The organism is Blastococcus sp. SYSU DS0617 (assembly GCF_054051075.1).
In genome coordinates, this window is record NZ_JBJHAO010000026.1 from 1 (window position 1) to 22,595 (window position 22,595).

Annotated in this window: 19 protein-coding genes and 1 rRNA gene; 17 read left to right on the plus strand and 3 right to left on the minus strand. The window is 75.4% G+C overall.

Going from position 1 to position 22,595, the window contains the following annotated elements; genetic code table 11:
* Positions 1-3 precede the first annotated feature (3 nt).
* The 3 genes from rrf to ACI793_RS18895 all read left to right on the plus strand — a co-directional run bounded on the left by rrf (position 4) and on the right by ACI793_RS18895 (position 3,022).
* Positions 4-120: ribosomal RNA gene (rrf, locus tag ACI793_RS18885) — 5S ribosomal RNA — on the plus strand.
* Between the two features lie 1,510 nt (positions 121-1,630).
* Positions 1,631-2,569: a tetratricopeptide repeat protein gene (locus ACI793_RS18890; RefSeq protein ID WP_456607918.1), complete on the plus strand. Its 939-nt coding sequence runs from the start codon at positions 1,631-1,633 to the stop codon at positions 2,567-2,569.
* A gap of 93 nt (positions 2,570-2,662) precedes the next feature.
* The gene (locus ACI793_RS18895) at positions 2,663-3,022 is read left to right on the plus strand and encodes a single-stranded DNA-binding protein (RefSeq protein ID WP_456607919.1); all 360 of its coding nucleotides are present in this window, start codon (positions 2,663-2,665) and stop codon (positions 3,020-3,022) included.
* Positions 3,023-3,027: 5 nt separating this feature from the next.
* Here ACI793_RS18895 and ACI793_RS18900 read toward each other — a convergent pair whose 3' ends face one another.
* Complete coding sequence (locus tag ACI793_RS18900; RefSeq protein WP_456607920.1) at positions 3,028-4,311, minus strand: DUF1015 domain-containing protein; 1,284 nt, start codon at positions 4,309-4,311, stop codon at positions 3,028-3,030.
* Positions 4,312-4,436: 125 nt separating this feature from the next.
* Between ACI793_RS18900 and ACI793_RS18905 the strand changes: the two genes are divergently transcribed.
* Positions 4,437-5,525, plus strand: a complete 1,089-nt coding sequence (locus ACI793_RS18905) for an HAD-IIA family hydrolase (protein WP_456607921.1) — start codon at positions 4,437-4,439, stop codon at positions 5,523-5,525.
* Between the two features lie 13 nt (positions 5,526-5,538).
* Here ACI793_RS18905 and ACI793_RS18910 read toward each other — a convergent pair whose 3' ends face one another.
* Entirely contained in the window at positions 5,539-5,877 is a 339-nt protein-coding gene (locus ACI793_RS18910; RefSeq protein ID WP_456607922.1) for an alkyl sulfatase C-terminal domain-containing protein, read from the minus strand.
* A gap of 199 nt (positions 5,878-6,076) precedes the next feature.
* Between ACI793_RS18910 and ACI793_RS18915 the strand changes: the two genes are divergently transcribed.
* The 5 genes from ACI793_RS18915 (at position 6,077) to ACI793_RS18935 (ending at position 10,689) form a co-directional block, all read left to right on the plus strand.
* Positions 6,077-6,307: a hypothetical protein gene (locus ACI793_RS18915; RefSeq protein ID WP_456607923.1), complete on the plus strand. Its 231-nt coding sequence runs from the start codon at positions 6,077-6,079 to the stop codon at positions 6,305-6,307.
* Positions 6,307-7,101: a TlyA family RNA methyltransferase gene (locus ACI793_RS18920; RefSeq protein ID WP_456607924.1), complete on the plus strand. Its 795-nt coding sequence runs from the start codon at positions 6,307-6,309 to the stop codon at positions 7,099-7,101. The genes ACI793_RS18915 and ACI793_RS18920 overlap by 1 nt, the downstream gene beginning before the upstream one ends.
* Entirely contained in the window at positions 7,098-8,141 is a 1,044-nt protein-coding gene (locus tag ACI793_RS18925) for an NAD kinase (RefSeq protein ID WP_456607925.1), read from the plus strand. The genes ACI793_RS18920 and ACI793_RS18925 overlap by 4 nt, the downstream gene beginning before the upstream one ends.
* Complete coding sequence (recN, locus tag ACI793_RS18930; RefSeq protein ID WP_456607926.1) at positions 8,116-9,909, plus strand: DNA repair protein RecN; 1,794 nt, start codon at positions 8,116-8,118, stop codon at positions 9,907-9,909. The genes ACI793_RS18925 and recN overlap by 26 nt, the downstream gene beginning before the upstream one ends.
* A gap of 63 nt (positions 9,910-9,972) precedes the next feature.
* Positions 9,973-10,689 (plus strand): methyltransferase, encoded by a 717-nt coding sequence (locus ACI793_RS18935; RefSeq protein ID WP_456607927.1) that lies wholly within the window; start codon positions 9,973-9,975, stop codon positions 10,687-10,689.
* Positions 10,690-10,869: 180 nt separating this feature from the next.
* Here the strand turns inward: ACI793_RS18935 and ACI793_RS18940 are convergent, their stop codons facing one another.
* Complete coding sequence (locus ACI793_RS18940; RefSeq protein ID WP_456607928.1) at positions 10,870-11,712, minus strand: TetR/AcrR family transcriptional regulator; 843 nt, start codon at positions 11,710-11,712, stop codon at positions 10,870-10,872.
* A 264-nt stretch (positions 11,713-11,976) separates the two neighbouring features.
* On the opposite strand from ACI793_RS18940, the gene steA reads away from it, so the two are divergent.
* The 8 genes from steA to ACI793_RS18980 are packed head-to-tail and all read left to right on the plus strand — an operon-like array spanning position 11,977 to position 22,380.
* Positions 11,977-13,113, plus strand: coding sequence for a putative cytokinetic ring protein SteA (gene steA, locus ACI793_RS18945; RefSeq protein WP_456607929.1), 1,137 nt, complete (start codon positions 11,977-11,979; stop codon positions 13,111-13,113).
* Positions 13,110-14,057 carry a copper transporter gene (locus tag ACI793_RS18950; RefSeq protein WP_456607930.1) on the plus strand — a complete coding sequence of 316 codons (948 nt, stop codon included), beginning with the start codon at positions 13,110-13,112 and terminating at the stop codon, positions 14,055-14,057. The genes steA and ACI793_RS18950 overlap by 4 nt, the downstream gene beginning before the upstream one ends.
* On the plus strand, positions 14,054-14,902 hold the full coding sequence (locus ACI793_RS18955) for a hypothetical protein (protein ID WP_456607931.1): 849 nt from the start codon (positions 14,054-14,056) through the stop codon (positions 14,900-14,902). Before ACI793_RS18950 ends, ACI793_RS18955 begins: the two co-directional genes overlap by 4 nt.
* The gene (gene murJ / locus ACI793_RS18960; RefSeq protein ID WP_456607932.1) at positions 14,899-16,521 is read left to right on the plus strand and encodes a murein biosynthesis integral membrane protein MurJ; all 1,623 of its coding nucleotides are present in this window, start codon (positions 14,899-14,901) and stop codon (positions 16,519-16,521) included. The genes ACI793_RS18955 and murJ overlap by 4 nt, the downstream gene beginning before the upstream one ends.
* On the plus strand, positions 16,514-17,671 hold the full coding sequence (locus ACI793_RS18965; RefSeq protein ID WP_456607933.1) for a glycosyltransferase family 4 protein: 1,158 nt from the start codon (positions 16,514-16,516) through the stop codon (positions 17,669-17,671). The genes murJ and ACI793_RS18965 overlap by 8 nt, the downstream gene beginning before the upstream one ends.
* A complete protein-coding gene (locus ACI793_RS18970; protein ID WP_456607934.1) occupies positions 17,668-20,073 on the plus strand; it encodes a hypothetical protein in 2,406 nt (801 codons plus the stop codon). The genes ACI793_RS18965 and ACI793_RS18970 overlap by 4 nt, the downstream gene beginning before the upstream one ends.
* Positions 20,048-21,784 carry a CTP synthase gene (locus tag ACI793_RS18975; protein ID WP_456607935.1) on the plus strand — a complete coding sequence of 579 codons (1,737 nt, stop codon included), beginning with the start codon at positions 20,048-20,050 and terminating at the stop codon, positions 21,782-21,784. The genes ACI793_RS18970 and ACI793_RS18975 overlap by 26 nt, the downstream gene beginning before the upstream one ends.
* Positions 21,784-22,380, plus strand: coding sequence for an NUDIX domain-containing protein (locus ACI793_RS18980; protein WP_456607936.1), 597 nt, complete (start codon positions 21,784-21,786; stop codon positions 22,378-22,380). Before ACI793_RS18975 ends, ACI793_RS18980 begins: the two co-directional genes overlap by 1 nt.
* Positions 22,381-22,595: the final 215 nt, after the last annotated feature.

Here is a 22,595-nt window from a genome sequence, read left to right on the forward strand (position 1 = left end):
AGTTACGGCGGTCATGGCGAGAGGGAAACGCCCGGTCTCATTCCGAACCCGGAAGCTAAGCCTCTCAGCGCCGATGGTACTGCCCTGGAGACGGGGTGGGAGAGTAGGACGCCGCCGGACAACTATTACCGAACGGGGGTCAGAGCCACGCGCTCTGGCCCCCGTTCGCGTTGTCCGTTGTTCAGCACTCGTCGGCTCCGCCGAGTGTGCCGCTATTCGATGAGGTACCTCGAACATGACTACTCCGCGACGCGGTTCAGACGGCCCGCGCGGTTCCTCCGGCCGTGCACAGCCAGGATCCGGACGACCAGGGGCCCGCGCTCAGCGGCCCGCTGGTGCTTCGGGCCGGCCCGGCGTTGCTCGGAACGTTGCCGGTGGGCGGGGTCGTCCCGCTGAGGGTGACCGTCAGCCGCGGCCGCAGAGCGACAGAGATGCCCGGTACTTCGCCGAGCGAGGCAACGACAGGTCGGGCGCAGGACCGCGGCGCACGTCGGCCGGCGGGGGGCCATCGGGTCAGCGTGGGCGCCCCGCTGATCGCACCTCTGGTGCGGGCGGCTCGTCACGTGACGATCGGGGCGGGTGGCAGGACCGTCGTCCCTCCGGGGACCGACCCCAGCGGGACCGTCCGCAGGGTGGTGGCTGGCAGGACCGTCGGCCCTCCGGCGACCGTCCGCAGGGTGATCGCCCGCAGCGGGACCGTCCCCAGGGTGGAAATTGGCAGGACCGTCGGCCCTCCAGCGACCGCCCGCAGCGGGACCGCTCCCAGGGCGGCTGGCAGGACCGCCGGCCCTCCGGCGACCGTCCGCAGCGTGACCGCCCGCAGGGTGGTGGCTGGCAGGACCGCCGCCCCTCCGGCGATCGACCCCAGCGTGACCGCCCCCAGGGTGGTGGCTGGCAGGACCGCCGTCCCTCCAGCGACCGACCCGAGCGTGACCGTCCGCAGGGTGACCGTCCGCAGGGTGGTGGCTGGCAGGACCGCCGCCCTTCCAGTGACCGGCCCCAGCGTGACCGCCCGCAGGGTGACCGTCCGCAGCGTGACCGTCCGCAGCGTGACCGCCCGCAGGGTGGTGGCTGGCAGGACCGCCGCCCCTCCAGTGACCGGCCCCAGCGTGACCGCCCGCAGGGTGACCGTCCGCAGCGAAACCGTCCCGAGGGTGGTGGCTGGCAGGACCGCCGCCCCTCCGGCGACCGACCCCAGCGTGACCGCCCCCAGGGTGGTGGCTGGCAGGACCGTCGTCCCTCAAGCGACCGTCCGCAGGGTGACCGCCCCCAGCGGGATCGCCCGCAGGGTGGCGGCTGGCAGGAGCGTCGTCCCTCCAGCGACCGTCCGCAGGGTGACCGCCCCCAGCGGGATCGCCCGCAGGGTGGCGGCTGGCAGGACCGTCGCCCCTCCAGCGACCGCCCGCAGCGCTCCGGCACCGGCACGCCGGACTCCGGCGGTGCGGGCAGTTGGCGTGACCGCCGGCCGACGGACGGACGACGCGGTGGCCCCGACCGGAGCCCGCGGACCGACGACCGGACGGACCGCCGTCCGCCCCTGCCCCCCGGCCCTGAGATCCCGGACTGGGCCGACCCGCGCGACCTCGACCCGGCCGTCCGCGCGGCCCTGCGTGGGCTCGACTCACGCGGCGTGGACAAGGTCGCCAGCCACCTGGTCGCCGCCGGCACGCTGGTCGACGAGGACCCGCAGACCGCGCTGGCCCATGCGCGGGCGGCTCGTGACCGTGCGTCCCGCGTGGCCGTCGTGCGCGAGGCAGTCGGCGTCGCGGCCTACCACGCCGGCGACTATGCCGAGGCGGCGCGCGAGCTGCGCGCCTACCGTCGCATGAGCGGCGACCACGCCTACCGGGCCGTCCTCGCGGACTGCGAGCGCGCGCTCGGTCGGCCGGAGGTCGCCCTGCGTCTCGTCGCCGAGGCTCTGGCCGAGTCCCCGGACGAGGAGGAGCTGGCCGAGCTGCGGCTCGTCGAGGCCGGTGCGCGCCGCGACCTCGGTGAGGACGCCGCAGCCAGGCTGCTCCTCGAAGCCGGGCTCGGCGGCCGCTCCACGCCGGACTCGCTGGTGGAGGGGGACGAGATCCGGCTCCGCTTCGCGGCGGCCTACGCGGACCTGCTGCACGCACAGGGCGAGCTGGCGCTGGCGCAGGAGTGGCACGACGCCGTCACCGCCCTCGACGCCGAGGCGCTGGCCGACTCGGTCGAGTTCACCGAGATCGAGGAGGTCGACGGGGAGATCGGCGACGAGGGCACGGTGCCCGACGACGCGGCCGCGGTGCCCGACGACGCGGCAGCAGTGCCCGACGACGAGGCCGGGGACCCCGACGACGAGGACGCGGAGCTCGACGACGCCGAGTCCCTCGAGGCTGCGATCGAAGCGGAGTTCGAGAGTTCGGGCGCGGACGGACCGGACGTCCACGGCGCTGACTTCCCGACCGCAGGACGCTCCTTCCAGGACGAGGTCGAGGCCGAGGTGGCCGAACTGCTCGGCGAGACCGAGGCGGGCGCCGGGGACGGTGCGCCGTCCGAGGACGAGCGACCGGCGGGTGACGGTTCGGAGAGCACGACCCCCTGACACCGGGGGAGTAGCTCGTCCACACCCCCCACCTGGTTCCACAGATGACGACCGCCCCTGTGCCGGGGGCGGTCGTCGCACCAGGCTCGGTTCATGAGCGTGGCTGTGATCGACCGGAACGACGTGGTGCTACGGGGACGGCTGTCCGCCCCGGCAGAGATCCGCACTCTGCCCAGCGGCGACACCCTGGTGAGCTTCCGGCTGGTGGTGCGCCGGCCCGAACTCCGGGCCCGCGGTCAGTCGGTCGACGTGCTCAGCTGCATCACCTACGACCGGTCGCTGCAGCGGCGTGTGGCGGCCTGGCAGCCGGGGGACGTCGTGGAGATCGAGGGAGCCCTGCAGCGGAGGTTCTGGCGTACCGGGTCGGGCACGGCGTCGGTGTGCGAGGTGAACTGCCGGCGGGGGCGCAAGGTGCCCCGCGCCAGCACCCCGGCCACCGAGCGCACTGCGTGAGGGGGTCAGTCCGCGAGCGGGCGCAGGACCAGCCCGGTCCGGGGCTTGGGGAGGAACAGGGTCGACTTCCGGGGCATCCGAGCTCCCGCCCGGGCGACGGCGGCGACATCGGCCGGCGACGGTGGGCGCAGCAGCAGCGCGACCCCCGCGCGCTCGGTGGCGGTCCGCAGCGCCTCCTCGACGGTGTGGGCGATCAGCACGCTGTCCGGTCGGTCCGGCCGGTCCCACAGCCCCTCGATGAGTCCCCGGTGGGCCAGGACGACGTCGAGACGGCGCCAGGCGTCGGGCGCCTCCGAGGGCACCCGGGCCTGGACCGAGGGCGCCGGGTCGTCCAGGTGGATCAGCCGGCGGCCGTCGCTGATCAGGTAGCCGGAGCCCCCCGGGCGGCTCGACCAGGTGCGTACCGCCGCGGTGAGCGCCGCCTCGGCGGTCGAGCCGGCGGGCACGGGGACGTCCGAGACGGCGAAGCCGCGCGCCGCGGCCGCGGCGGCGTCGTCCAGGTCGAGGTCGGGCAGCACCCGGTGGATCGCGGCCACGCGCAGGCCGCCGGGGCCCATGGGCGTCACGAGCGCGAGCACGGCGTCGCAGCCGGTGCACCCGGGGTCGGTGCGCTGGTGGGCCCGCGCGGCGGCGAACCGGTGATGACCGTCGGCGATCACGGCGCCGGTGCGCCGGAGCGCGTCGGCGAGCCCGGTGATGACCGCCGGCTCGGTGACCCGCCAGAGCCGGTGGCGTACGTCGTCGTCGTCGAGGAGTTCCAGCGTCGGGGTGGCCTGCAGCGCGCGGTCGGTGAGCGCGGCCACGTCGGGGTCCGCGTCGTGGGCCAGGACGATCGGCTCGAGGTCGGTACGGGTCGCCGCCAGCAGCGAACGGCGGCCCTCGACGGCCACGGGGAAGGTGTCCTCGTGGGGGAGGACGGCGGACGAACCAGGTGCGGGGATGCCGACGGCTGCCAGCCAGCCCGCGGTGGCCGGCTCGCCCGGTGGTTGCAGCTCGTAGGCCCAGACCGCCGGCGTCTCGTCCCGCACCAGGACCCCGTCGTCCTCCCAGGCCCGGAGGGTGCGGGCGGCCTGGGTGGCCCAGGAGGGCGGGGCGCCAACCGCGGCCGGCAGCGCGCCCGCACCCGGGGCGTCGGCCTGCGGCAGGATGAGCCGGACGATGTTGTGCGGATCGGAGCCCGCGAGGCGCTCCCGTCCCTCCGTGGTCACCAGGTCGTAGGCCGGCGAGCTCACGCGGGCCAGGTACGCCGGATCGGGCGACGCGTAGGTGAGGGCGCGGAAAGGCCGCACCTCGAGACCTGTCGCATGATCGGACGGGCGGCGGTCCGCCGGCGACGAGGGCACGACCAGATCGTAGGAGCGTCGCCGTGCCGCGCCGTCAGCGCGATGCGAGGACCAGCAGCAGGAGGACACCGATGACCGGCACCCCATCCCTGGCGGCGGGTTCGGGCGGTCCGCTCGCCGCCGAGCACGACGTCGCGCTGCTGGACCTGGACGGTGTCGTGTACGTCGGACCCGACGCCGTGCCGGGCGTTCCGCAGGCCCTCGGCGACGTGCGGCGGTCGGGCATGCGCCTGGGCTACGTCACCAACAACGCCGCCCGCACCCCGGAGGAGGTCGCCGCGCACCTGACCGAACTGGGCGTCCCCGCCGATCCCGCCGACGTGATCACCAGCTCCCAGGCCGCGGCCACCGTCGTCGCCGAACTCCTGGGCCCGGGCGCTCGCGTTCTCCCCGTCGGCGGCCCCGGGGTCGCGGCGGCGCTGCGGGCCGCGGGACTCACCGTCGTCGAGCAGGCCGAGGAACGACCGGAGGCCGTCGTCCAGGGCTACGGCCGGGAGGTCGGCTGGGCGCAGCTCGCCGAGGCCGTCGTCGCGGTGCGCAGCGGTGCCCGGCACGTCGCCACGAACACCGACGCCACCATCCCCTCGCCGCGCGGGCCGCTACCGGGAAACGGCGCGATGGTGGGCGTGGTGAGCGCGGTGACCGGCCGGGAGCCGCTCGTCACCGGCAAACCGGACCCGGCGATGCATGCCGAGTGCGTGCGCCGGACGGGCGCCCGCCGGCCGCTGGTCGTCGGCGACCGGCTCGACACGGACATCGAGGGCGCCCGGCGGGCGGACGCGGCCAGCCTGCTCGTGCTGTCCGGGGTCACCGATCCCGGCACGCTGCTCGCCGCCGTCCCCGGACACCGGCCCGACCACCTGGCGCCCGACGCGTCCGGCCTGCTCGCCATCCACCCGGCGGTCCTCAGCACCGCGACGGGATGGCGGTGCGGCGCCTGGGAGGCCCGGCCGGCGGAGGCCGGCGCCCTGCGGCTGGCTCAGCTCCCGGACGGGGAGCGGCCATCCGGGCACGGGGCGTCCGACGGCCTCGACGGGCTCCGGGCGCTGTGCGTGGCCCACTGGACCCGCCACCCCGATGACGGCGCGGCAGCCCGGGTGCTGGCCGACGACGCCGGCGCCGCGGCAGTCCTCGACGGCTGGGGGCTGGGGACCGGCTAGCCGGAGCCGACGGTCAGAGCAGCTTGCGCAGCCGGAGCATGTCCCGCAGCCCGGCCTCGAGCTTGACCCGCCCGGCGGCCCATGCGGATGCGAAGGACAGCTCGCCGGCGGTCAGGGCCACGAGGTCGTCGCTGGTCATGGTGAGGCGGATGTCGGCGCGGGGGACCTGCGGTCCGTCCGGCAGCACCTCCAGGTCGTGGACCGCGCCGGAGCTCAGCCGGCCCATCACCACCTGGTCCAGGTCCGTCAGCCGGCAGGACAGGCTGCGGTCCAGCCCGGCGGCCGCCGGGTTGGAGGCGAGGTCGCCGAGGATGCCCCGGAGGGCGGTGAGGCACTGATCGATCGTGGCCACGCGGGTGCTCTCCTGCCGACGTCGGTACGTACCGGGCGCCAGACGGTAACGCCTGCCCTCCGTTGCGCCGGTGCCCCGTCTTCGGTGACCGGTAACCTCGGCGGCGCACCGGAGCGGCGCGGGACCGGCACCCCGGCGCACGAGCGTCCGCGTTCGACGATCGCCGGCACCACCACCCAGCACGCGAGAGGCGGGAACGATGACCGAACCGCACCCGCAGCGACCCGTGCCCGGTCCGCCGCGCCACACGCCCGGCCCGCACGGCTCCCCGGAGTCCGCCCGGCCGATCCCTTCCGGGGAGCACGCGGAACCTGCCGCGGAGGACCCGTTCGCCGAGCTCGACCAGCGCCCCGTCGCCGAGCACGTGGCCGTCTACGAGGCCGAGCACGGCCGGCTCCAGCGCGAGCTCGGCACGATCGACCAGCTCTGATGGCCCGCCGCAGGCTCGATGCCGAGCTGGTGCGCCGGGGCCTGGCCCGGTCCCGCGAGCACGCGGTCGCTCTCATCGCCGAGGGGCGGGTCGCCGTCTCCGGGCGCGCCGCGACCAAGCCGGCCACCGGCGTGGACGCCGGCGATCCGGTGATCGTCCGCACCGACCCGGAGCAGCCGAGCTGGGTCTCCCGGGGGGCGCACAAGTTGCTGGGCGCCCTGGAGGCGTTCCCCGTCGCGGTCGAGGGTCGCCGGGCCCTGGATGCCGGCGCCTCGACCGGCGGCTTCACGGAGGTGCTGCTGCGCCGTGGCGCGGCGGGGGTGGTGGCCGTCGACGTGGGCTACGGCGAGCTCGCCTGGTCGCTGCGCACCGACGACCGGGTGAGCGTGCACGAGCGCACCAACGTCCGTTCGCTCACCCCCGAGGCCATCGGCGGGCCGGTCGACCTGGTCGTGGCCGACCTGTCGTTCATCTCGCTGCGGCTGGTGCTGCCGGCGCTCACCGGCTGCGCGGCCCCGGAGGCAGATCTGCTGCCGATGGTGAAGCCTCAGTTCGAGGTGGGCCGCGAGCGGCTCGGCGCCGGTGGGGTCGTGCGCGACCCCGAGCACCGGGTGCAGTCGGTCCTGCAGGTCGCGACCGCCGCGGCGGCGCTCGGGTGGGGGACCGCCGGGGTGGTGGCCAGCCCGTTGCCCGGCCCCGCCGGGAACGTGGAGTTCTTCCTCTGGCTGCGCCGGGACGCGGCGCCGGTGCAGGAGGACGACGTCCGACGAGCAGTCCAGGAGGGACCGCAGTGAGTCCGACCACGGAGGGCGTTGCCGCCTCCCAGCCACGGCGCGTGCTGCTGACCGTGCACACCGGCCGGCGGGACATCGTCGCGCTGGCCCGCAGCTCGGCGGCGCGGTTGCAGGACGGCGGCATCATCGTGCGCCTGCTCGAGGACGAGGCCCGCGACCTGGACATCCCGGGCGCGGAGCTGGTGCCGGCCGACGCCGAGTCCGCTCTCGACACCGAGATCGTCATGGTCTTCGGCGGCGACGGCACCTTCCTGCGCGCCGCCGAGCTGGCCCGGTACACCGATGCCGCGCTCATGGGCGTCAACCTGGGCCGGGTGGGCTTCCTCGCCGAAACCGAACCCGAGGCCGTCGAGGAGACGCTGCAGGCCATCGAGCGGTGCGAGTACTCGGTCGAGGAGCGGCTCGCCATCGAGGTCGACGTCGTCGACGCCGGCGGTTCGGTGACCGGCGGGACCTGGGCGCTCAACGAGGTGTCGATCGAGAAGGCCGAGCGTTCGCGGGTGCTGGACGTCGTCATCTCCATCGACGGCCGGCCGCTGACCAGCTTCGGCTGCGACGGCGTCCTCTGCGCCACGCCCACCGGCTCGACCGCGTACGCCTTCTCCGCCGGTGGCCCGGTGGTCTGGCCGGAAGTCGACGCGTTGCTCCTCGTGCCCACCAACGCCCACGCGCTGTTCGCGCGCCCCCTGGTCACCTCGCCGGACTCGGTGCTCACCGTCTCCATCCCCGCGGACGGCAACCGGGCCCGCGTCTCGGCGGACGGACGCCGGATGGTCGACGTCCCCGACGGTGGCCGGGTCGACGTCCGCAAGGCCTCCCGCCCGGTGCGGATCGCCCGCGTCCACGCCGCCACCTTCGGCGACCGACTGGTGGCCAAGTTCGGGTTGCCGGTGCGCGGCTTCCGCGATGCCCGCCACGCCGGGCCCGGCCACGAGCTGAGCACCCGCCGGAACGTCCTCACCCGAGACGTCGTCACGGGGGACGGCGAGGTCGTCGCCGGAGGGGAGGCGGCCGGTGCCGGTGCGCACGACGACGCCTGAGCGCGCCGCTTCCGCGGCCGCTGCCGACGGAACGGGCCCAGGCCGGCTGACGGAGCTGCGGATCCGCGGGCTCGGGGCGATCGACGACGTCACGCTCGAGTTCGGCCCCGGCCTGACCGTCGTCACCGGTGAGACCGGCGCCGGCAAGACGATGGTCGTCACCGGGCTGACCCTGCTCTTCGGCGGGCGAGCCGACCCGGGACGCGTCCGGGCGAACGGGCGTGCCGGGGTCGAGGGCCGGCTGGCCCTGCCACCCGACTCCCCGGTGTGGCAGCGGGCGGCTGACGCCGGCGCCGACCCCGACGACGACGGCAGCCTCATCCTCGCCCGCACCGTGAGCGCCGAGGGCCGGTCCCGGGCGTTCCTCGGCGGGCGCAGCGTGCCGGTCGGCGTGGTCTCCGAGCTGGCCGACAGCCTGCTCGCCGTGCACGGGCAGACCGACCAGCTGCGGCTGTCCCGCCCGGCCGAGCAGCGCCGGGCACTGGACCGCTACGCCGGACCGGCGCACCTCGCGCTCCTGGACCGCTACCGCGCGGCCCACGACCGCTGGCGGACCGCGGCCGCCGAGCTCGACCGCCGCCGCACCCAGGCCCGCGAGCTGGCCCAGGCCGCCGACGTGCTCCGGCACGGGCTCGAGGAGATCGAGGCTGCCGGGCCGGAGCCGGGGGAGGACGAGGCGCTCGCCGCCCAGGTGAAGCGGCTCAGCGACGCCGACGCACTGCGCGAGGCGGCCGACGAGGCGCGCATGGCCCTGGTCGGTGACGTGACCGGCGATCTCGGCGGGGGAGAGGTGCCGCAGGACGCCACGGCCGCCCTGTCCATCGCCGAGCGCGCGCTCGCCGCGTCCGACGATCCGACCCTGGTGCTGCTCGCCCAGGACCTCGCGGACGCCGTCGCCGTCGTGTCCGACGTCTCGGCCCAGCTGGCCGGCTACGTCGCCGATCTCGACGCCGACCCCGCGCGCCTGGCCGAGGTGATGGACCGACGCGCGCTGCTCACCGGCCTCGTGCGCAAGTACGCGGAGCCAGGGGAGGGCGTGGCCGGCGTGCTGGCGTGGGCGGGAAACGCCCAGCGGCGGCTGGCCGAGCTCGACGTCTCCGACGAGGCACTGGACGCACTCGCCGCCGAGCGGGACGCGGCACGCGCGGAGGTCGACTCCCTGGGCGCCGAGATCTCCGCCGGCCGCCGGTCGGCCGCCGAGGGGTTCGCCGCCGAGGTGGGCCGCGAACTCGCCGGGCTGGCCATGAAGAGCGCCCGCGTCTCCTTCTCCGTCGAGAGCGACCCGGACGAGCCCGGTCCCGACGGCCTGGACCAGGTCGCCCTGCTGCTGGCCGCGCACCCCGGCGCGCCCGCCCGCCCGGTGCAGAAGGGCGCCTCGGGCGGTGAGCTGTCCCGCGTCATGCTCGCCATCGAGGTCGTCTTCGCCGGCGCCGATCCCGTCCCGGTCATGGTCTTCGACGAGGTCGACGCCGGCGTCGGCGGACAGGCCGCGGGGGAGATCGGCCGGCGGCTGGCGCAGCTGGCCCGCTCGCACCAGGTCGTCGTGGTCACCCACCTGGCGCAGGTGGCCGCCTTCGCCGACACCCACCTCGTCGTCGACAAGTCCCCGGACACCGGCGCCGGCGTCACCGCCACCGACATCCGTGCGGTCGCGGACGACGACCGGGTGCGCGAGCTCGCCCGGATGCTCTCCGGCCTGGCCGACAGCGACACCGGGCAGGCCCACGCCCGGGAGCTGCTCGCCGTCGCCGCGGAGGCGCGTGGATGAACGCTGCGTGCCCGGTCGGGTGATTCGGGCGTGCACGACCGAACGGCGGGGTAGGACCGGTCGGTGACCTGCTTCTCCTCGGCCGACGAATCGGCGCACTACGGGTTCTCCGTCTGCATGCTGCTCGAGCAGTACCGCGCCCAGCTCGGCTGGGAGCGCGACGGCGTCGTCGAGCTGGGGAGCGGTGACGCCACTGTCATCTCCGACGTCGTGGCGAGCCTTCCGGGGCTGCGGGTGCGCGGCTTCGACATCAGCGCACCGTCGGTCGAGAAGGCCCGCGCGAACATCACCGCCCGCGGCGTGGCCGACCGGTACACCGTCGAGCTCGGCGATTTCTTCGACCAGGCCGACGCCTCCGGCGGGCCGCAGATCGCCACCGTGATCTCCAACCCGCCCTACATCCCCGCGCCCGACCACGACATCCTCATGCCCGAGCTGTGGGGCGGCGTGCACGGCAACGACCTGGTCCTGCAGCTGCTCAAGGCCGGCTACGACAACGTCATCGCCGCCGTCGCCAGCTACTCCGACCCGGTCACCACCGTGCGCACCGCCCAGGACGCCGGCTACCGGGTGGCGAACTTCCTGGCGATGGGGCTGGACTACGGCGCCTATAGCAGCGAGCCGAAGGTCCGCGACCACATCCGCCGGCTCTGCGCCGAGGGTCGTGGCTGGGCAGGGGACGACGAGTACATGGTCGCGGTCGCGCTGTTCACCCGGAACCCCGACGTCCCCGGCGACCGCGCCGACCAGCTGCTGAACTCGCTCCAGATCACCCCGTGATCTGGCGGATCATTCCGTGATCCTCCGGATCACACCGCGGCCAGGAGCCGTACCCCACCTCCGTTGAGCGTGTCCCGGCCCTCCTCGGGGAGCCCTCCGGGCCCCACTCGTCGGGCCGCCTCGCAGGGCGGCTCCAGTCACCGCCGAGGGGGACCCTCCGGGTCCGCCCTCGGCGGGTGACTACCTCCGCTTGGCGTAGCCGGCGAGGCCGAACTGGAGGAGCGCCAGCCCGCGGCGGCCCTGGCGGCGCAGCTCGCCGGAGAGCTCCGGTCCGGTCACCCCGGCCAGCACCCGGTCGCGCGCCAGTTCGAGCAGCGAGGCGTAGAGGCCCAGGACGGCGTGCGCGGCGAGCCACGGCTCGACCTGCCCCGGCCACGCGCGCGTCTCCTCGGCGATCAACCCGGCCAGCGCGTCGGTCAGCTCACCGAGGATCTCCCGCTCCCGGACCTGCAGCGTGCGGCTGCCGCGGATGACCCGGGCCATGCGGGCCACGCCCTCGGCCGCCTCCGGCGCCCCGAGCAGACCCACGGCGGCGACGACGAAACTGCCCGCCGCCGCGGACACCGACTCGCCGGACGGACGCGTGCGCACCGCGTCGAGCAGCGCTTCGCGCATCGGCGGGTCGGCGTCGAAGACGAGCCCCTCCTTCATCGGGAAGTGGTTGAAGACGGTCTTCTCCACCACGCCCGCACGCTTGGCGATCTCGACCACGCTGACCGCGTCGAAGCCCCGGTCGGCGAACAGGTCGGCGGCGGCGTCGACGATCCGCGCCCGTGTCTCCTGGTAACGCTGCTCACGCCGGCCTGGTGCCCGGGCGGCCCGGCGGGCGGCCTCGGCGTCGCTCTCGACCGCCGACGCGCCGGTCCCTCCGGGCTCCGCGCCCGACGGGGCGGGCCCGGTCTCCGACGGCGCGCCGGAACCGCGCTCGGCGGGCGGTTCCGGCGGCGGCGGCGCGGTGGGGAACGCCCTGATCAGCGGCGAGGGCACCGAGGGTGCGGGTTCGGCCGCCGGCGCCGTCGGCACGGGGGGAAGAGGGTCGGTACGGGGCACTGCGCGGGCCACTCCAGTCACGTGCGCCACGCTAGTCACGAGTCGGTAACGATCGAGCGTGCGCACCGACGGCGCCGATCCTGGCGTGTCGCGGCGCCCGTGGTGTCGCACACGGTGCGTGACTGGTAGGTCGCAAACGCGCGTCGGACGACCGGCCGGTGAACCACGCGTGAAAGCATGGAGGCCATGCGCATCGGCACCCTCGGACGTGGCCGGGCACAGGAGTCGGGTCCCGGTGTGAGCGGAACCGTTCGCTTGGACCGCCGCACGAAGACCCTGACCAAACGACTTCGCCCCGGCGACATCGCCGTCATCGACCACGTCGACATCGACCGGGTCAGCGCTGACGCGCTGGTGAGCTGCAAGGTCGCCGCCGTGGTCAACGCGGCGCCCAGCATCTCCGGGCGGTATCCCAACCTCGGGCCCGAGATCCTGGTGAACGCCGGCATCCCGTTGCTCGACGGCGTCGGCCGGGACGTCTTCGCCGCCCTCAAGGAGGGCAGCACCGTCCGGGTCCACGACGGCCGGCTGCTGACCGAGGACGGCACGGTGGTCGCCGAGGGCGTGGCGCAGGACCCCGAGCGCATCGCCGACTCCATGGCCGAGGCGCGGGCGGGGCTCTCGACCCAGCTCGAGGCCTTCGCGGCCAACACGATGGAGTACATGAAGCGCGAGCGGGCGCTCCTCCTCGACGGCGTCGGCGTCCCCGACGTGACCACCGCGATCGACGGCCGGCACGTGCTCATCGTCGTCCGCGGTTACGACTACAAGGAGGACCTGCACGCGCTGCGGTCCTACATCCGCGACTACCGCCCCGTGCTGATCGGGGTGGACGGCGGCGCCGACGCGCTGATCGAGGCCGGCTACCAGCCGGACATGATCATCGGCGACATGGACTCGGTCAGCGACTCCTCGCTCACCTCCGGGGCGGAGGTCGTCGTGCACGCCTATCCCGACGGCCGGGCGCCGGGGCTGCCGCGGGTGCAGGAGCTCGGCGTGGACGCCATCACGTTCCCGGCGGCCGCCACCAGCGAGGACATCGCGATGCTGCTGGCCGACGAGAAGGGCGCCAAGCTCATCGTCGCGGTCGGCACCCACGCCACCCTCGTCGAGTTCCTGGACAAGGGCCGGGGCGGCATGGCGTCCACCTTCCTGACCCGCCTGCGCCTGGGCGGGAAGCTGGTCGACGCCAAGGGCGTCAGCCGGCTCTACCGCAGTCGCATCTCGAACGCGGCCCTGGTGATCCTCGTGCTCGCGGCCTTCGTCGCCATCGGCTCCGCCCTCGCGGTGTCGACGGCCGGACGGGTCTACTTCGGCCTGCTGCTCGACCAATGGAACGGCTTCATGTTCTGGCTGGAGAACCTCTTCTCGTGATCGATTTCCGCTACCACCTGGTCTCGCTGATCGCCGTCTTCCTGGCGGTCGCCCTGGGCGTCGTCATCGGCACCACCGCGCTCAACGGGCCGCTCCTCGACGACCTCGAGAACCAGGTCACCGCCCTCGAGCAGGACAAGCGCTCGCTGGAGGACCAGACGCGGTCGCTGCAGGCGCGTCTGGACGCCGAGGACGAGTTCGAGACCGCCGTCGCCCCGGCCCTGGTCGAGGGGGTCCTCGCCGACAGCAGCGTGCTGCTCGTGGTCGCCGACGAGGACGTCGACACCGAGACCGTCGAGGAGGTGGGCGACCTCATCAGGCAGGCAGGCGGCACCGTGGCCGGCCAGATCGCGCTGACCCCGGAGTTCAGCGATCCCTCCTCGGAGTCCAGCCTGCAGAGCTACGCCACCGGCTCCGGTCTGCCCGGCGGCATCACGCTGCCCGAGGTGGACGACGCCGGGGAGCTGGTGGGGTCCCTCCTGGCGCAGGTGCTCATGGTCCCGCCGGGCGGGGCCGAGCCCGACAGCGCCGCCACGTCCTCGGTCCTGGCCGGGCTCCCGGCGCTCGAGGTCCTGCGGATCGACAGCGAGTCGGTGGCCCCGGCGGACTACGCCGTCGTCCTCACCGACGGCGAGCTCACCGACGACCAGGCGGGGGAGCGGAACGCCAACCTGGTCGAGCTGGTCGAGGCGCTGGACCAGGCCGGCTCCGGCGTGGTCGTGGCAGGCAACGCGATCTCGGCCCGCGAGAACGGGCTGGTCGGGACGGTGCGCAGCGACCCCGAGCTCGCCGCCACCGTGTCCACCGTCGACAACATCAACGCCCCGGCCGGCCAGATCAGCACAGTCCTCGCGCTGCGGGCCGAGGGGCAGGGCACCTCGGGCGCCTACGGGACCGGAGAAGACACCCAGCCGGTGCCCCCGCTCCAGGCCGCGACGCCGTGAGCCCACGGCCCTCCGTCCGCGGCCGGGTGGGGCTCGTGCTCGCCGGTGTCGCGGCCGGACGGGCCGCGCTCGGCGCGGCGGGCGCCCTCGCCGCCACGGAACGCGGCCGCGCGTGGCGCCGCACGAACTACGCCGGCCGCCAGGTGACCCTGCTCGGGGGCCCGGCGCTCGCCGTGGCCGCCACGGCCACCGGCGTCCTCGGCGCCCCTACGGGGCTGCGCGCCGCCACGGCCGTCGTCGGAGGCGTCTCCGCCCTGGTGGGCGGCTACGACGACCTCGCCGGAGCCCGGCCGGAGCAGGCGCGGGACAAGGGGCTGGCCGGCCACCTCCGGGCCCTCCGGGCCGGACGGGTCTCCGCCGGCGCGGTCAAGGTCGCCGGCATCGGAGCCGCAGGCGCGGTGGCCGCGCTGCTCACCGCCCGCGGCCGCGGCCCCGGCGCTCTGACCGACGCCGTCCTCACCACCGGCCTGGTCGCCGGCACCGCCAACCTCGTGAACCTGCTCGACCTGCGGCCGGGCCGGGCGGCGAAGGCCGGTGTCCTCGCGGCCACGGCCACGGTGGGCGGGCCCGCGGGCAGCCTCGTGGCCGGGCCGCTGGGCGCCACGCTCGCCGTGCTGCCGGCCGATCTCGGCGAGCGGGTGATGCTCGGCGACAGCGGGGCCAACGCCCTCGGGGCGCTGCTCGGCCTGCGGCTGGCCGCCTTCCCGTCGCGGGGCCGGCGGGCGGGACTGCTTGCCGGCATCACCGCCCTGACCCTCGCCAGCGAGAAGGTCAGCTTCACCCGTGTGATCGAGGCGACCCCCGGCCTCCGGGACCTGGACCGGCTCGGCCGCCGGACCTCGTGACCCGCCGCTCGGTCGCCCAGGGGGTCGCCGGGGCGGCGGCGCTGATCGCCGTCCTCACCCTGCTGGCCCGCGTGGCCGGCTTCGGCCGCACGCTGGTGTTCACCAACGCGGTGGGCGCCGACAGCACCGGTGACGCCTACCAGGCGGCCAACACGGTGCCCAACATCGTCTTCGAGGTCGTGGCCGGGGGAGCGCTGGCGGCCCTGGTGGTGCCGATGCTCGCCGGTGGCATCGCGATCGGCGACCGGGAGCAGGTGCGCCGGACGGCGTCGGCCCTGCTCGGCTGGACGCTGCTCGTGCTGACACCGCTGGCGCTGCTCATCGCCGCGTTCGCCGAGCCGATCGCCCGGGTGCTCCGACCCGACGAGCCGGCGGAGGCCGACCTCGCGGCCCGGCTCCTGCTGGTCTTCGCGCCCCAGGTCGTGCTCTACGGCATCGGCATCGTGCTGGCCGGCGTGCTGCAGGCGCACCGGCGCTTCGCCGCCCCCGCCATCGCCCCGCTGCTCTCCAGCCTGGTCGTCGCCTCGGCCTACCTGCTGTTCGCGGGCATGGGCGGCAGCCGCGACGTCGCCGACCTGTCCCGGCCGGCCGAGCTCGTCCTCGGCGTGGGGACGACGCTGGGTGTGGTGGCGCTGAGCCTCAGCCTGCTCGTCCCGCTGCGCCGGCTCGGCCTGGGCCTGCGGCCCTCGCTGCGCTTCCCGGTCGGCGCAGCCCCGCGGGTGCGCCGGCTGGCGGTGGCCGGTGTGCTGACCCTGGCCGGTCAGCAGCTGGTCGCCTTCGTCGCGATCCGCCTCACCGGCGGTGATGCGCCCGACGGCAGCCTGGTCGTCTACGGCGCCGGCCTCACGATCTTCCTCGTCCCGTGGGCCGCCCTGGCCGTGCCCCTGGCGACGTCCGCCTACCCGGGGCTGTCCGAGCGGGCCGAGCTCGGCGACGACGCCGGGTACGCCCGCGCGCTGGCGCCGGTCACCGCCCTGGTGGTCGCCGCCTCGGCGGGCGCCGCCGCTGCGCTGATCGCGGTGGCCGGGCCCATGGCCCGGGTCTTCCTGAGCTCGGGCACCGACGCCGCCGTCGGCGCCATGCGCGACACCACGATCGCCTTCGCCCCCGGGCTGGTGGGCTACGGACTCGTCGCCGTCCTCACCCGCGCGCTGTACGCACGCGGGCAGTGGAAGGCGCCGACCGTCTGCGTGGTCGGTGGCTGGCTGGTCGCCGTCCTCGCCGACGTCGTCCTCGCCGCCGTGCTGCCCGCCACCGACCGGGCGGCCGCGCTCGGTGCCGGGCACACGCTGGGCGTCACCGTCGCTGGGCTGTCGCTGCTCGTGGTGGTCGCACGCGCCGCTCCCGCGGGCTCGCTGGCCGGACTGCCCCGCATCGGGACGGCGGCGCTCGCCGCGGCGGCGGCCGGGGCGGCCGCCGGGCTCGCCCTCACGCGGGCCCTCGGCGCGGACCCGGTGCCCGACCAGGGGGTCCTCGCTGCGGTGGGCGCCGGCGTGCTCGCCGCGGCGCTCGTGCTCGTCGTGGTCCTGGCGGTCATGATGGGGACCGCGCGCGGCCCCCTGACGGCCGCGCTGCGCGCCCTGCGCGCGCCGGACCGGCAGGAGGTGCACCGTGGCTGAGCGGCCGCCGCTCGCGGGTCGCCGCGTCGTCGAGGTGCTGGCCACCAGCGCCGGGGGTGTGGGCACGCACGTCCGTGCCCTGATCCCGACGCTGCGCGAGGCCGGCGCGGACGTGGGGGTGTGCGGTGCCCCGGCGACCGAGGAGCTGTTCGGCTTCACCGCCACGGGCGCGGACTTCACCCCCGTGGGCATCTCCACCGGCCTGGCGCCGGTGGCCGATGCCCGGGCCGTCCTCCAGTTGCGCCGCGCCCTGGCCGGCGCGGACCTCGTGCACGCCCACGGGCTGCGGGCCGGGCTCGTCGCGGCGGCTGCGCTCCGTCTCCGGGGAGGGTGGGGGTCCCCTGAGACGCACCCCCCGCTCGTCCTCACGCTGCACAACGCCCTGCAGGAGGGCGGTGGACGGTTGCGTGGGGCCCTGCAGGCACTGGAGCGGGTGACCGTCCGCGGAGCCGATCTGGTGCTCGCCGTCTCCAGCGACCTGGCCGCCAACGCCCGCCGGGCCGGTGCGCCGGACGTCCGGGTGGCCCCGGCGCTGGCTCCGCCCCTGGCACCCGCGCAGCGCGGCCGGGCGGAGGTCCGGGCCGAGCTGGGGCTGACCGACGGCCGCCCGCTCGTGCTGGCCGTCGGCCGGCTGCACCCGCAGAAGGGCTACGACGTGCTCCTGGACGCCGTCGGCCGCTGGGCCGGTGAGGACGCCCCACCGCTGTTCGCGATCGCCGGTGACGGGCCCCTGCAGGAGGAGCTGGCCGCCCGGATCGACGCCGAACAGCTGCCGGTCGTCCTCCTCGGGCGGCGCGGCGACGTCGCCGACCTGCTCGGCGCGGCCGACGTGTGCGTGCTGCCGTCGCGCTGGGAGGGCAGCCCCTTCACCGCCCAGGAGGCGCTGCGCGCCGGCACCCCGCTGGTCTCCACGCGTGCGGGCGGCATCCCCGAGCTGGTGGGGGAGGCCGCCGACCTCGTCCCGGTCGGCGACGCCACCGCCCTCGCCGACGCGGTCGGTCGGGTGCTCGCCGATCCCGCCCACGCATCCGCGCTCGCCGAGGCCGGGCGGCGCCAGGCGGCCCAGTGGCCGGACGAGGCCGGCGCGGGCCGCCGCGTCGTCGCCGTCTACCGCGAGCTGCTCGGGGCGCCGGAAGCCGAGCAGCGGTGAGCACCGGCCGGCGGTGGGTCCTGCCGCTGGTGCTGCTGCTGACGGCCCTGCTGGGGTGGGCGCCGCCGGCCTCGGCGGCGGACGGGGCAGGGGCGGACGAGCCGACGGCCGCGGACCGCGTCGTGGTGATCGGTGTGCCCGGCCTGGTGTGGAGCGACGTCGACCCCACGTCGACCCCCGAGCTGTGGGACATGGCCGAGCAGGGCTCGATCGGTGCGCTGTCGGTCCGCGCCGCGCGGGGTACCACCTGCCTGCTGGACGGGTGGGCGACCCTCGGCGCCGGCAACCGGGCCCGGTTCCCGGGCCCCGACGACGGCCTGCCCCCGGTGCCGCTGCCCACCGTGCCGCTCCCCGAGGAGGTGCCCGGCGTCCCCGTGCCCGAGGGCACCCCGGACGAGCCCGCCGACGACGCGGTGGAGCCGGAACCGCGGGTGGACACCTCGCTGTCGTACTGCGGCCTGCAGGAGCGGATCGCCGCGGTGGCGCTGGACGACCCGGCGGCCACGGTGCAGCGCACCGCCGACGACGAGGGCACGGCGCGGTTCGGCGCCGAGCCCGCGGCGCTGGGTGCGGGCGTCGGGTGCGCCGCGGTGGCCGGGCGGGCGGCGGCGCTCGCGGTCGCGGCGCCGGACGTGCAGCTGGAGCGGCGGGCGGTCCTGCCCACCGACCCGGCCGAGCTGGCGGCCTTCCTCGACGATTGCCCGCTGAGCCTGATCTCGCTGGACCACCTCACCCAGGCGGGCCGGCCCGGCATCGACCGGACCGACGACGGCACCGAGCCGCTGCCGCGGGCCGGCGCGCTGAGCCGCATCGACGAGGCGGTGGGCCGGGTGCGGGCCACCGTGGCGGAGCTGCCGCAGGACACCCTGGTGCTGCTCGCCGGCATCTCGGAGGTCAACGACGGCCGGCCGCAGCTGCACGTCGGCATCGCGACCGGGCCGGGGTTCGACACCTCCGGGTGGCTGACCTCGGCCAGCACGGGGCGGGCGCCCTACGTCCAGCTCATCGACCTCGCGCCCACGGCCCTGCGGGCGCTCGGGCTGGACGTGCCGGCGTCGATGAACGGCCAGCCGCTGCGGGCCACCGCCGACCGTCCGCCGCTCGCCGACGCCGTCGCCGCGCTGGAGGACATGAACGTCGCCGCGACGGTGCACCACCGCAACGTCAGCACCTTCTTCTGGCTGGTGGTCGGCGTGGGTGTCGCCGTGGTGGTGCTCGGCGTGCTGGTCCTCGGCCCGCGCGGCACGCGTGCGGCGCGCACCGGCCGGGGGCGTCGCGCCCCGGAGGCGCTGCGGGTGCTCTGCCTCGCGGTCGCGGCGCTGCCGGTGGCGACGTACCTGGCCGGTCTCGCACCGTGGGAGACGACCGGGTCCCCGCTGACGTCGCTGGCGCTGGCGGTGCTGGCCGCCGTCGTCGTCGTCACCGCGGTGGCCCTGCTCGGGCCCTGGCGGCGGGCTCCGCTGGGGCCCCCGCTGGTGGTGGTGGCCGGAACGTTCGCGACGCTGGTCGGGGACGTGCTGACCGGCTCGACCCTGGAGCTGAACGGCCTGCTCGGGTACAGCGCCATCGTCGCGGGTCGGTTCACCGGCTACGGCAACCTCAGCTTCGGGCTGCTGTCGGTCAGCGCCCTGCTGGTCACGGCCGCCGCCGCCACCGCCGTCGGCCGCCGCGTGCCCCCGGAGCGCCGGGGTGCGGCGGTGGCCGCCGTCGTGCTCGGCGCCGGGGTGCTGACCGTCGGGGTCATCGGCGCCCCGGCGCTGGGCCGCGACTTCGGTGGCGTGCTCGCGGCCCTGCCCGGCTTCCTCCTCCTGGCGATGCTGCTGACCGGGGTGCGGGTCACCGTCGTGCGGCTGACCGCGATCTTGGCGGCGGCCGTGCTGGCCGTGGGCAGCATCGCCGTCCTCGACTGGACCGGGCCCGCCGCGGACCGCAGCCACCTCGGCCGGTTCGTCGAGCAGGTCCTCACCGGCGAGGCGTGGACGGTCGTCTCCCGCAAGGCGGAGGCCAACCTGAACATCCTCCTGGGCAGCCCGCTGGCCTGGATGCTGCCGGTGGCCCTGGCCGCCGCGATCTGGCTGCTGCGCCCCGGCGGCCCGCTGCGCAGCGTCGACGGCGTCCCGCCCGGCGGCCTGCCCCCGGCCGAGGCCGCGGTTCTGCGCTGGGCGCTGCTCGCCAGCGCCCTGAGCCTGACGCTGGGCGCGGCGGTGAACGACTCCGGCGTCGCGCTCCCGGCCACCGCGGCGGCGCTGCTGGTGCCGCTGCTGATCTGGCTGGCCGCCGCACCCCGGCCGGGCACCCCCGGGAGGGGTGAGCGCGTACGTGGCGCTGCCGACACTGGCCCGGACGACGACCCGGACCGTGTTACGGTCGTCTCCCGTGGGTCGACCGTCTGGAACGCTTGAATCCGTCGCATCACGCGGCCTCCTCCGAAACTCCCAGCCGACGAAGTTCGTCTTCGTGACCGGCGGAGTCGTCTCCTCGCTGGGCAAGGGACTGACCGCCAGCTCGCTGGGCGCGTTGCTGTCCAGCCGCGGGCTGCGGGTGACCATGCAGAAGCTGGACCCGTACCTCAACGTCGATCCCGGGACGATGAACCCGTTCCAGCACGGCGAGGTGTTCGTCACCGAGGACGGCGCCGAGACCGACCTGGACGTCGGTCACTACGAGCGGTTCCTGGACATCGACCTCTCCGGCCGGGCCAACGTCACGACCGGCCAGGTGTACTCGGACGTGATCGCCAAGGAGCGCCGCGGGGAGTACCTCGGCGACACCGTGCAGGTCATCCCGCACATCACCAACGAGATCAAGTCGCGCATCACCGCCGTCGCGGAGGGCCCGGACCGGGTCGACGTCGTCATCACCGAGATCGGCGGCACGGTCGGCGACATCGAGTCGCTGCCCTTCCTCGAGGCCGCCCGGCAGCTGCGGCACGAGATCGGCCGGGACAACTGCTTCTTCCTGCACATCTCGCTGATCCCCTACATCGCGCCGTCGGGGGAGCTGAAGACCAAGCCGACTCAGCACTCGGTCGCGCAGCTGCGCAGCATCGGCATCCAGCCCGACGCTCTCGTCTGCCGGTCCGACCGGGAGATCAACGAGGGCATCAAGCGCAAGATCGGGCTGATGTGCGACGTCGACGCTGAGGGCGTCATCTCCTGCCCCGACGCGCCGTCGATCTACGACATCCCGAAGGTGCTGCACAGCGAGGGTCTGGACGCCTACGTCGTCCGCCGGCTGGGCCTGCCCTTCCGCGACGTGGACTGGACCGTGTGGGGGGACCTGCTCGACCGCGTCCACGCGCCCAAGCAGACGGTCACGATCGCGCTGGTCGGCAAGTACATCGACCTGCCCGACGCCTACCTGTCGGTGACCGAGGCGCTGCGTGCCGGTGGCTTCGCCCACCGCAGCCGGGTGCAGATCCGGTGGGTGCCCTCCGACGACTGCGAGACCCCCGAGGGTGCGGCCAAGGCGCTGGCCGGGGTCGACGGCGTGTGCATCCCGGGCGGCTTCGGCGTCCGCGGCATCGAGGGCAAGCTCGGCGCGATCCGGCACACGCGGACCAACGGCGTCCCGACCCTCGGACTGTGCCTGGGCCTGCAGTGCATGGTCATCGAGTACGCCCGCGACGTGGCCGGGCTGGAGAAGGCCAACTCCACCGAGTTCGACCGGGAGACCCCCGAGCCGGTCATCGCCACCATGGCCACGCAGGTCGACGTCGTCTCCGGAGCGCGTGACATGGGCGGCACCATGCGGCTGGGCAGCTACCCGGCCACCCTGCAGCACGGGTCGGTCACCGCCGGCGTCTACGGCTCGACCGAGATCACCGAGCGGCACCGGCACCGGTACGAGGTGGCCAACGCCTACCGCGACCGGCTCACCGAGGCGGGCCTGGTCTTCTCCGGCACCTCGCCCGACGGCACGCTGGTCGAGTTCGCCGAGCTGCCCAGGGACGCCCACCCGTTCTTCGTCGGCACCCAGGCGCACCCGGAGCTCAAGAGCCGCCCGACCCGTCCCCACCCGCTGTTCGCCGGTTTCGTCCAGGCCGCCGTCGACTACCAGGAGTCCGCGCGGCTGCCGGTGGTCATCGACGAGGCGCAGCAGGTCGGCATCTGATGAGCGACGCCCCCGCGCACGACTACCGGGTGCTGGACAGCGAGACGGTCTTCGACGGCCACGTCATCTCGCTGCGCCGGGACACCGTGGCCATGCCCGGCGGCGGGGACTCCGTGCGCGAGGTGGTGACGCACCCGGGTGCGGTGGCCGTGGTGGCCCTCGACGACGACGGGCAGGTCGTGCTGCTGCGGCAGTACCGGCACCCGGTGGGGCAGTACCTGTGGGAGCTGCCCGCAGGACTGCGCGACGCCGACGGCGAGCCTCCGCTGGAGACGGCGAAGCGCGAGCTGGCCGAGGAGGTGCAGCTGGCCGCCGAGCGCTGGTCGCTGCTCACGACCACCCACAGCTCGCCCGGGTTCTCCGACGAGTTGGTGCTGGTCTACCTCGCCGAGGGCCTCACCGACGTGAGCCGTCCCGAGGGGTTCACCGTCGAGCACGAGGAGCTGGACATGACGATCGAACGCGTGCCGCTGGCCGAGGCTGTGCAGCGGGTGTTCGACGGCGACATCCGGAACGCCGCAGCGGTGGTCGGGCTGCTGGCCGCGGCGCAGGCGCGCGCCACCGCACCGCGGCTGCGCGACGTCGACGCCGAGTAGTCGATCGGACGACCGGGACGCGCGGGTCAGCTCACCCTGACCACGGCACACCAGGGCCACGGACCGGGCGGCTTCCGCGGTTGCTGTTCGCCCGGGATGCAGCCGGGCGCCTGGCAGGAAGCTCTCCCTGACTCGCCCCTGAGCGGCTCCGTGAGAGACGCTCCAGGCGCACGATCAGTACGCCCTGACGGCTTTGTCATCGCCGTATCAGGCAG

What these genes read in the sequence shown, in the direction of transcription:
- ACI793_RS18905 (WP_456607921.1), top strand. Translation starts at nt 4,437, where the DNA reads ATGACCGGCACCCCATCCCTGGCGGCGGGTTCGGGCGGTCCGCTCGCC.
- ACI793_RS18915 (WP_456607923.1), top strand. Translation starts at nt 6,077, where the DNA reads ATGACCGAACCGCACCCGCAGCGACCCGTGCCCGGTCCGCCGCGCCAC.
- ACI793_RS18980 (WP_456607936.1), top strand. Translation starts at nt 21,784, where the DNA reads ATGAGCGACGCCCCCGCGCACGACTACCGGGTGCTGGACAGCGAGACG.
- ACI793_RS18920 (WP_456607924.1), top strand. Translation starts at nt 6,307, where the DNA reads ATGGCCCGCCGCAGGCTCGATGCCGAGCTGGTGCGCCGGGGCCTGGCC.
- ACI793_RS18895 (WP_456607919.1), top strand. Translation starts at nt 2,663, where the DNA reads ATGAGCGTGGCTGTGATCGACCGGAACGACGTGGTGCTACGGGGACGG.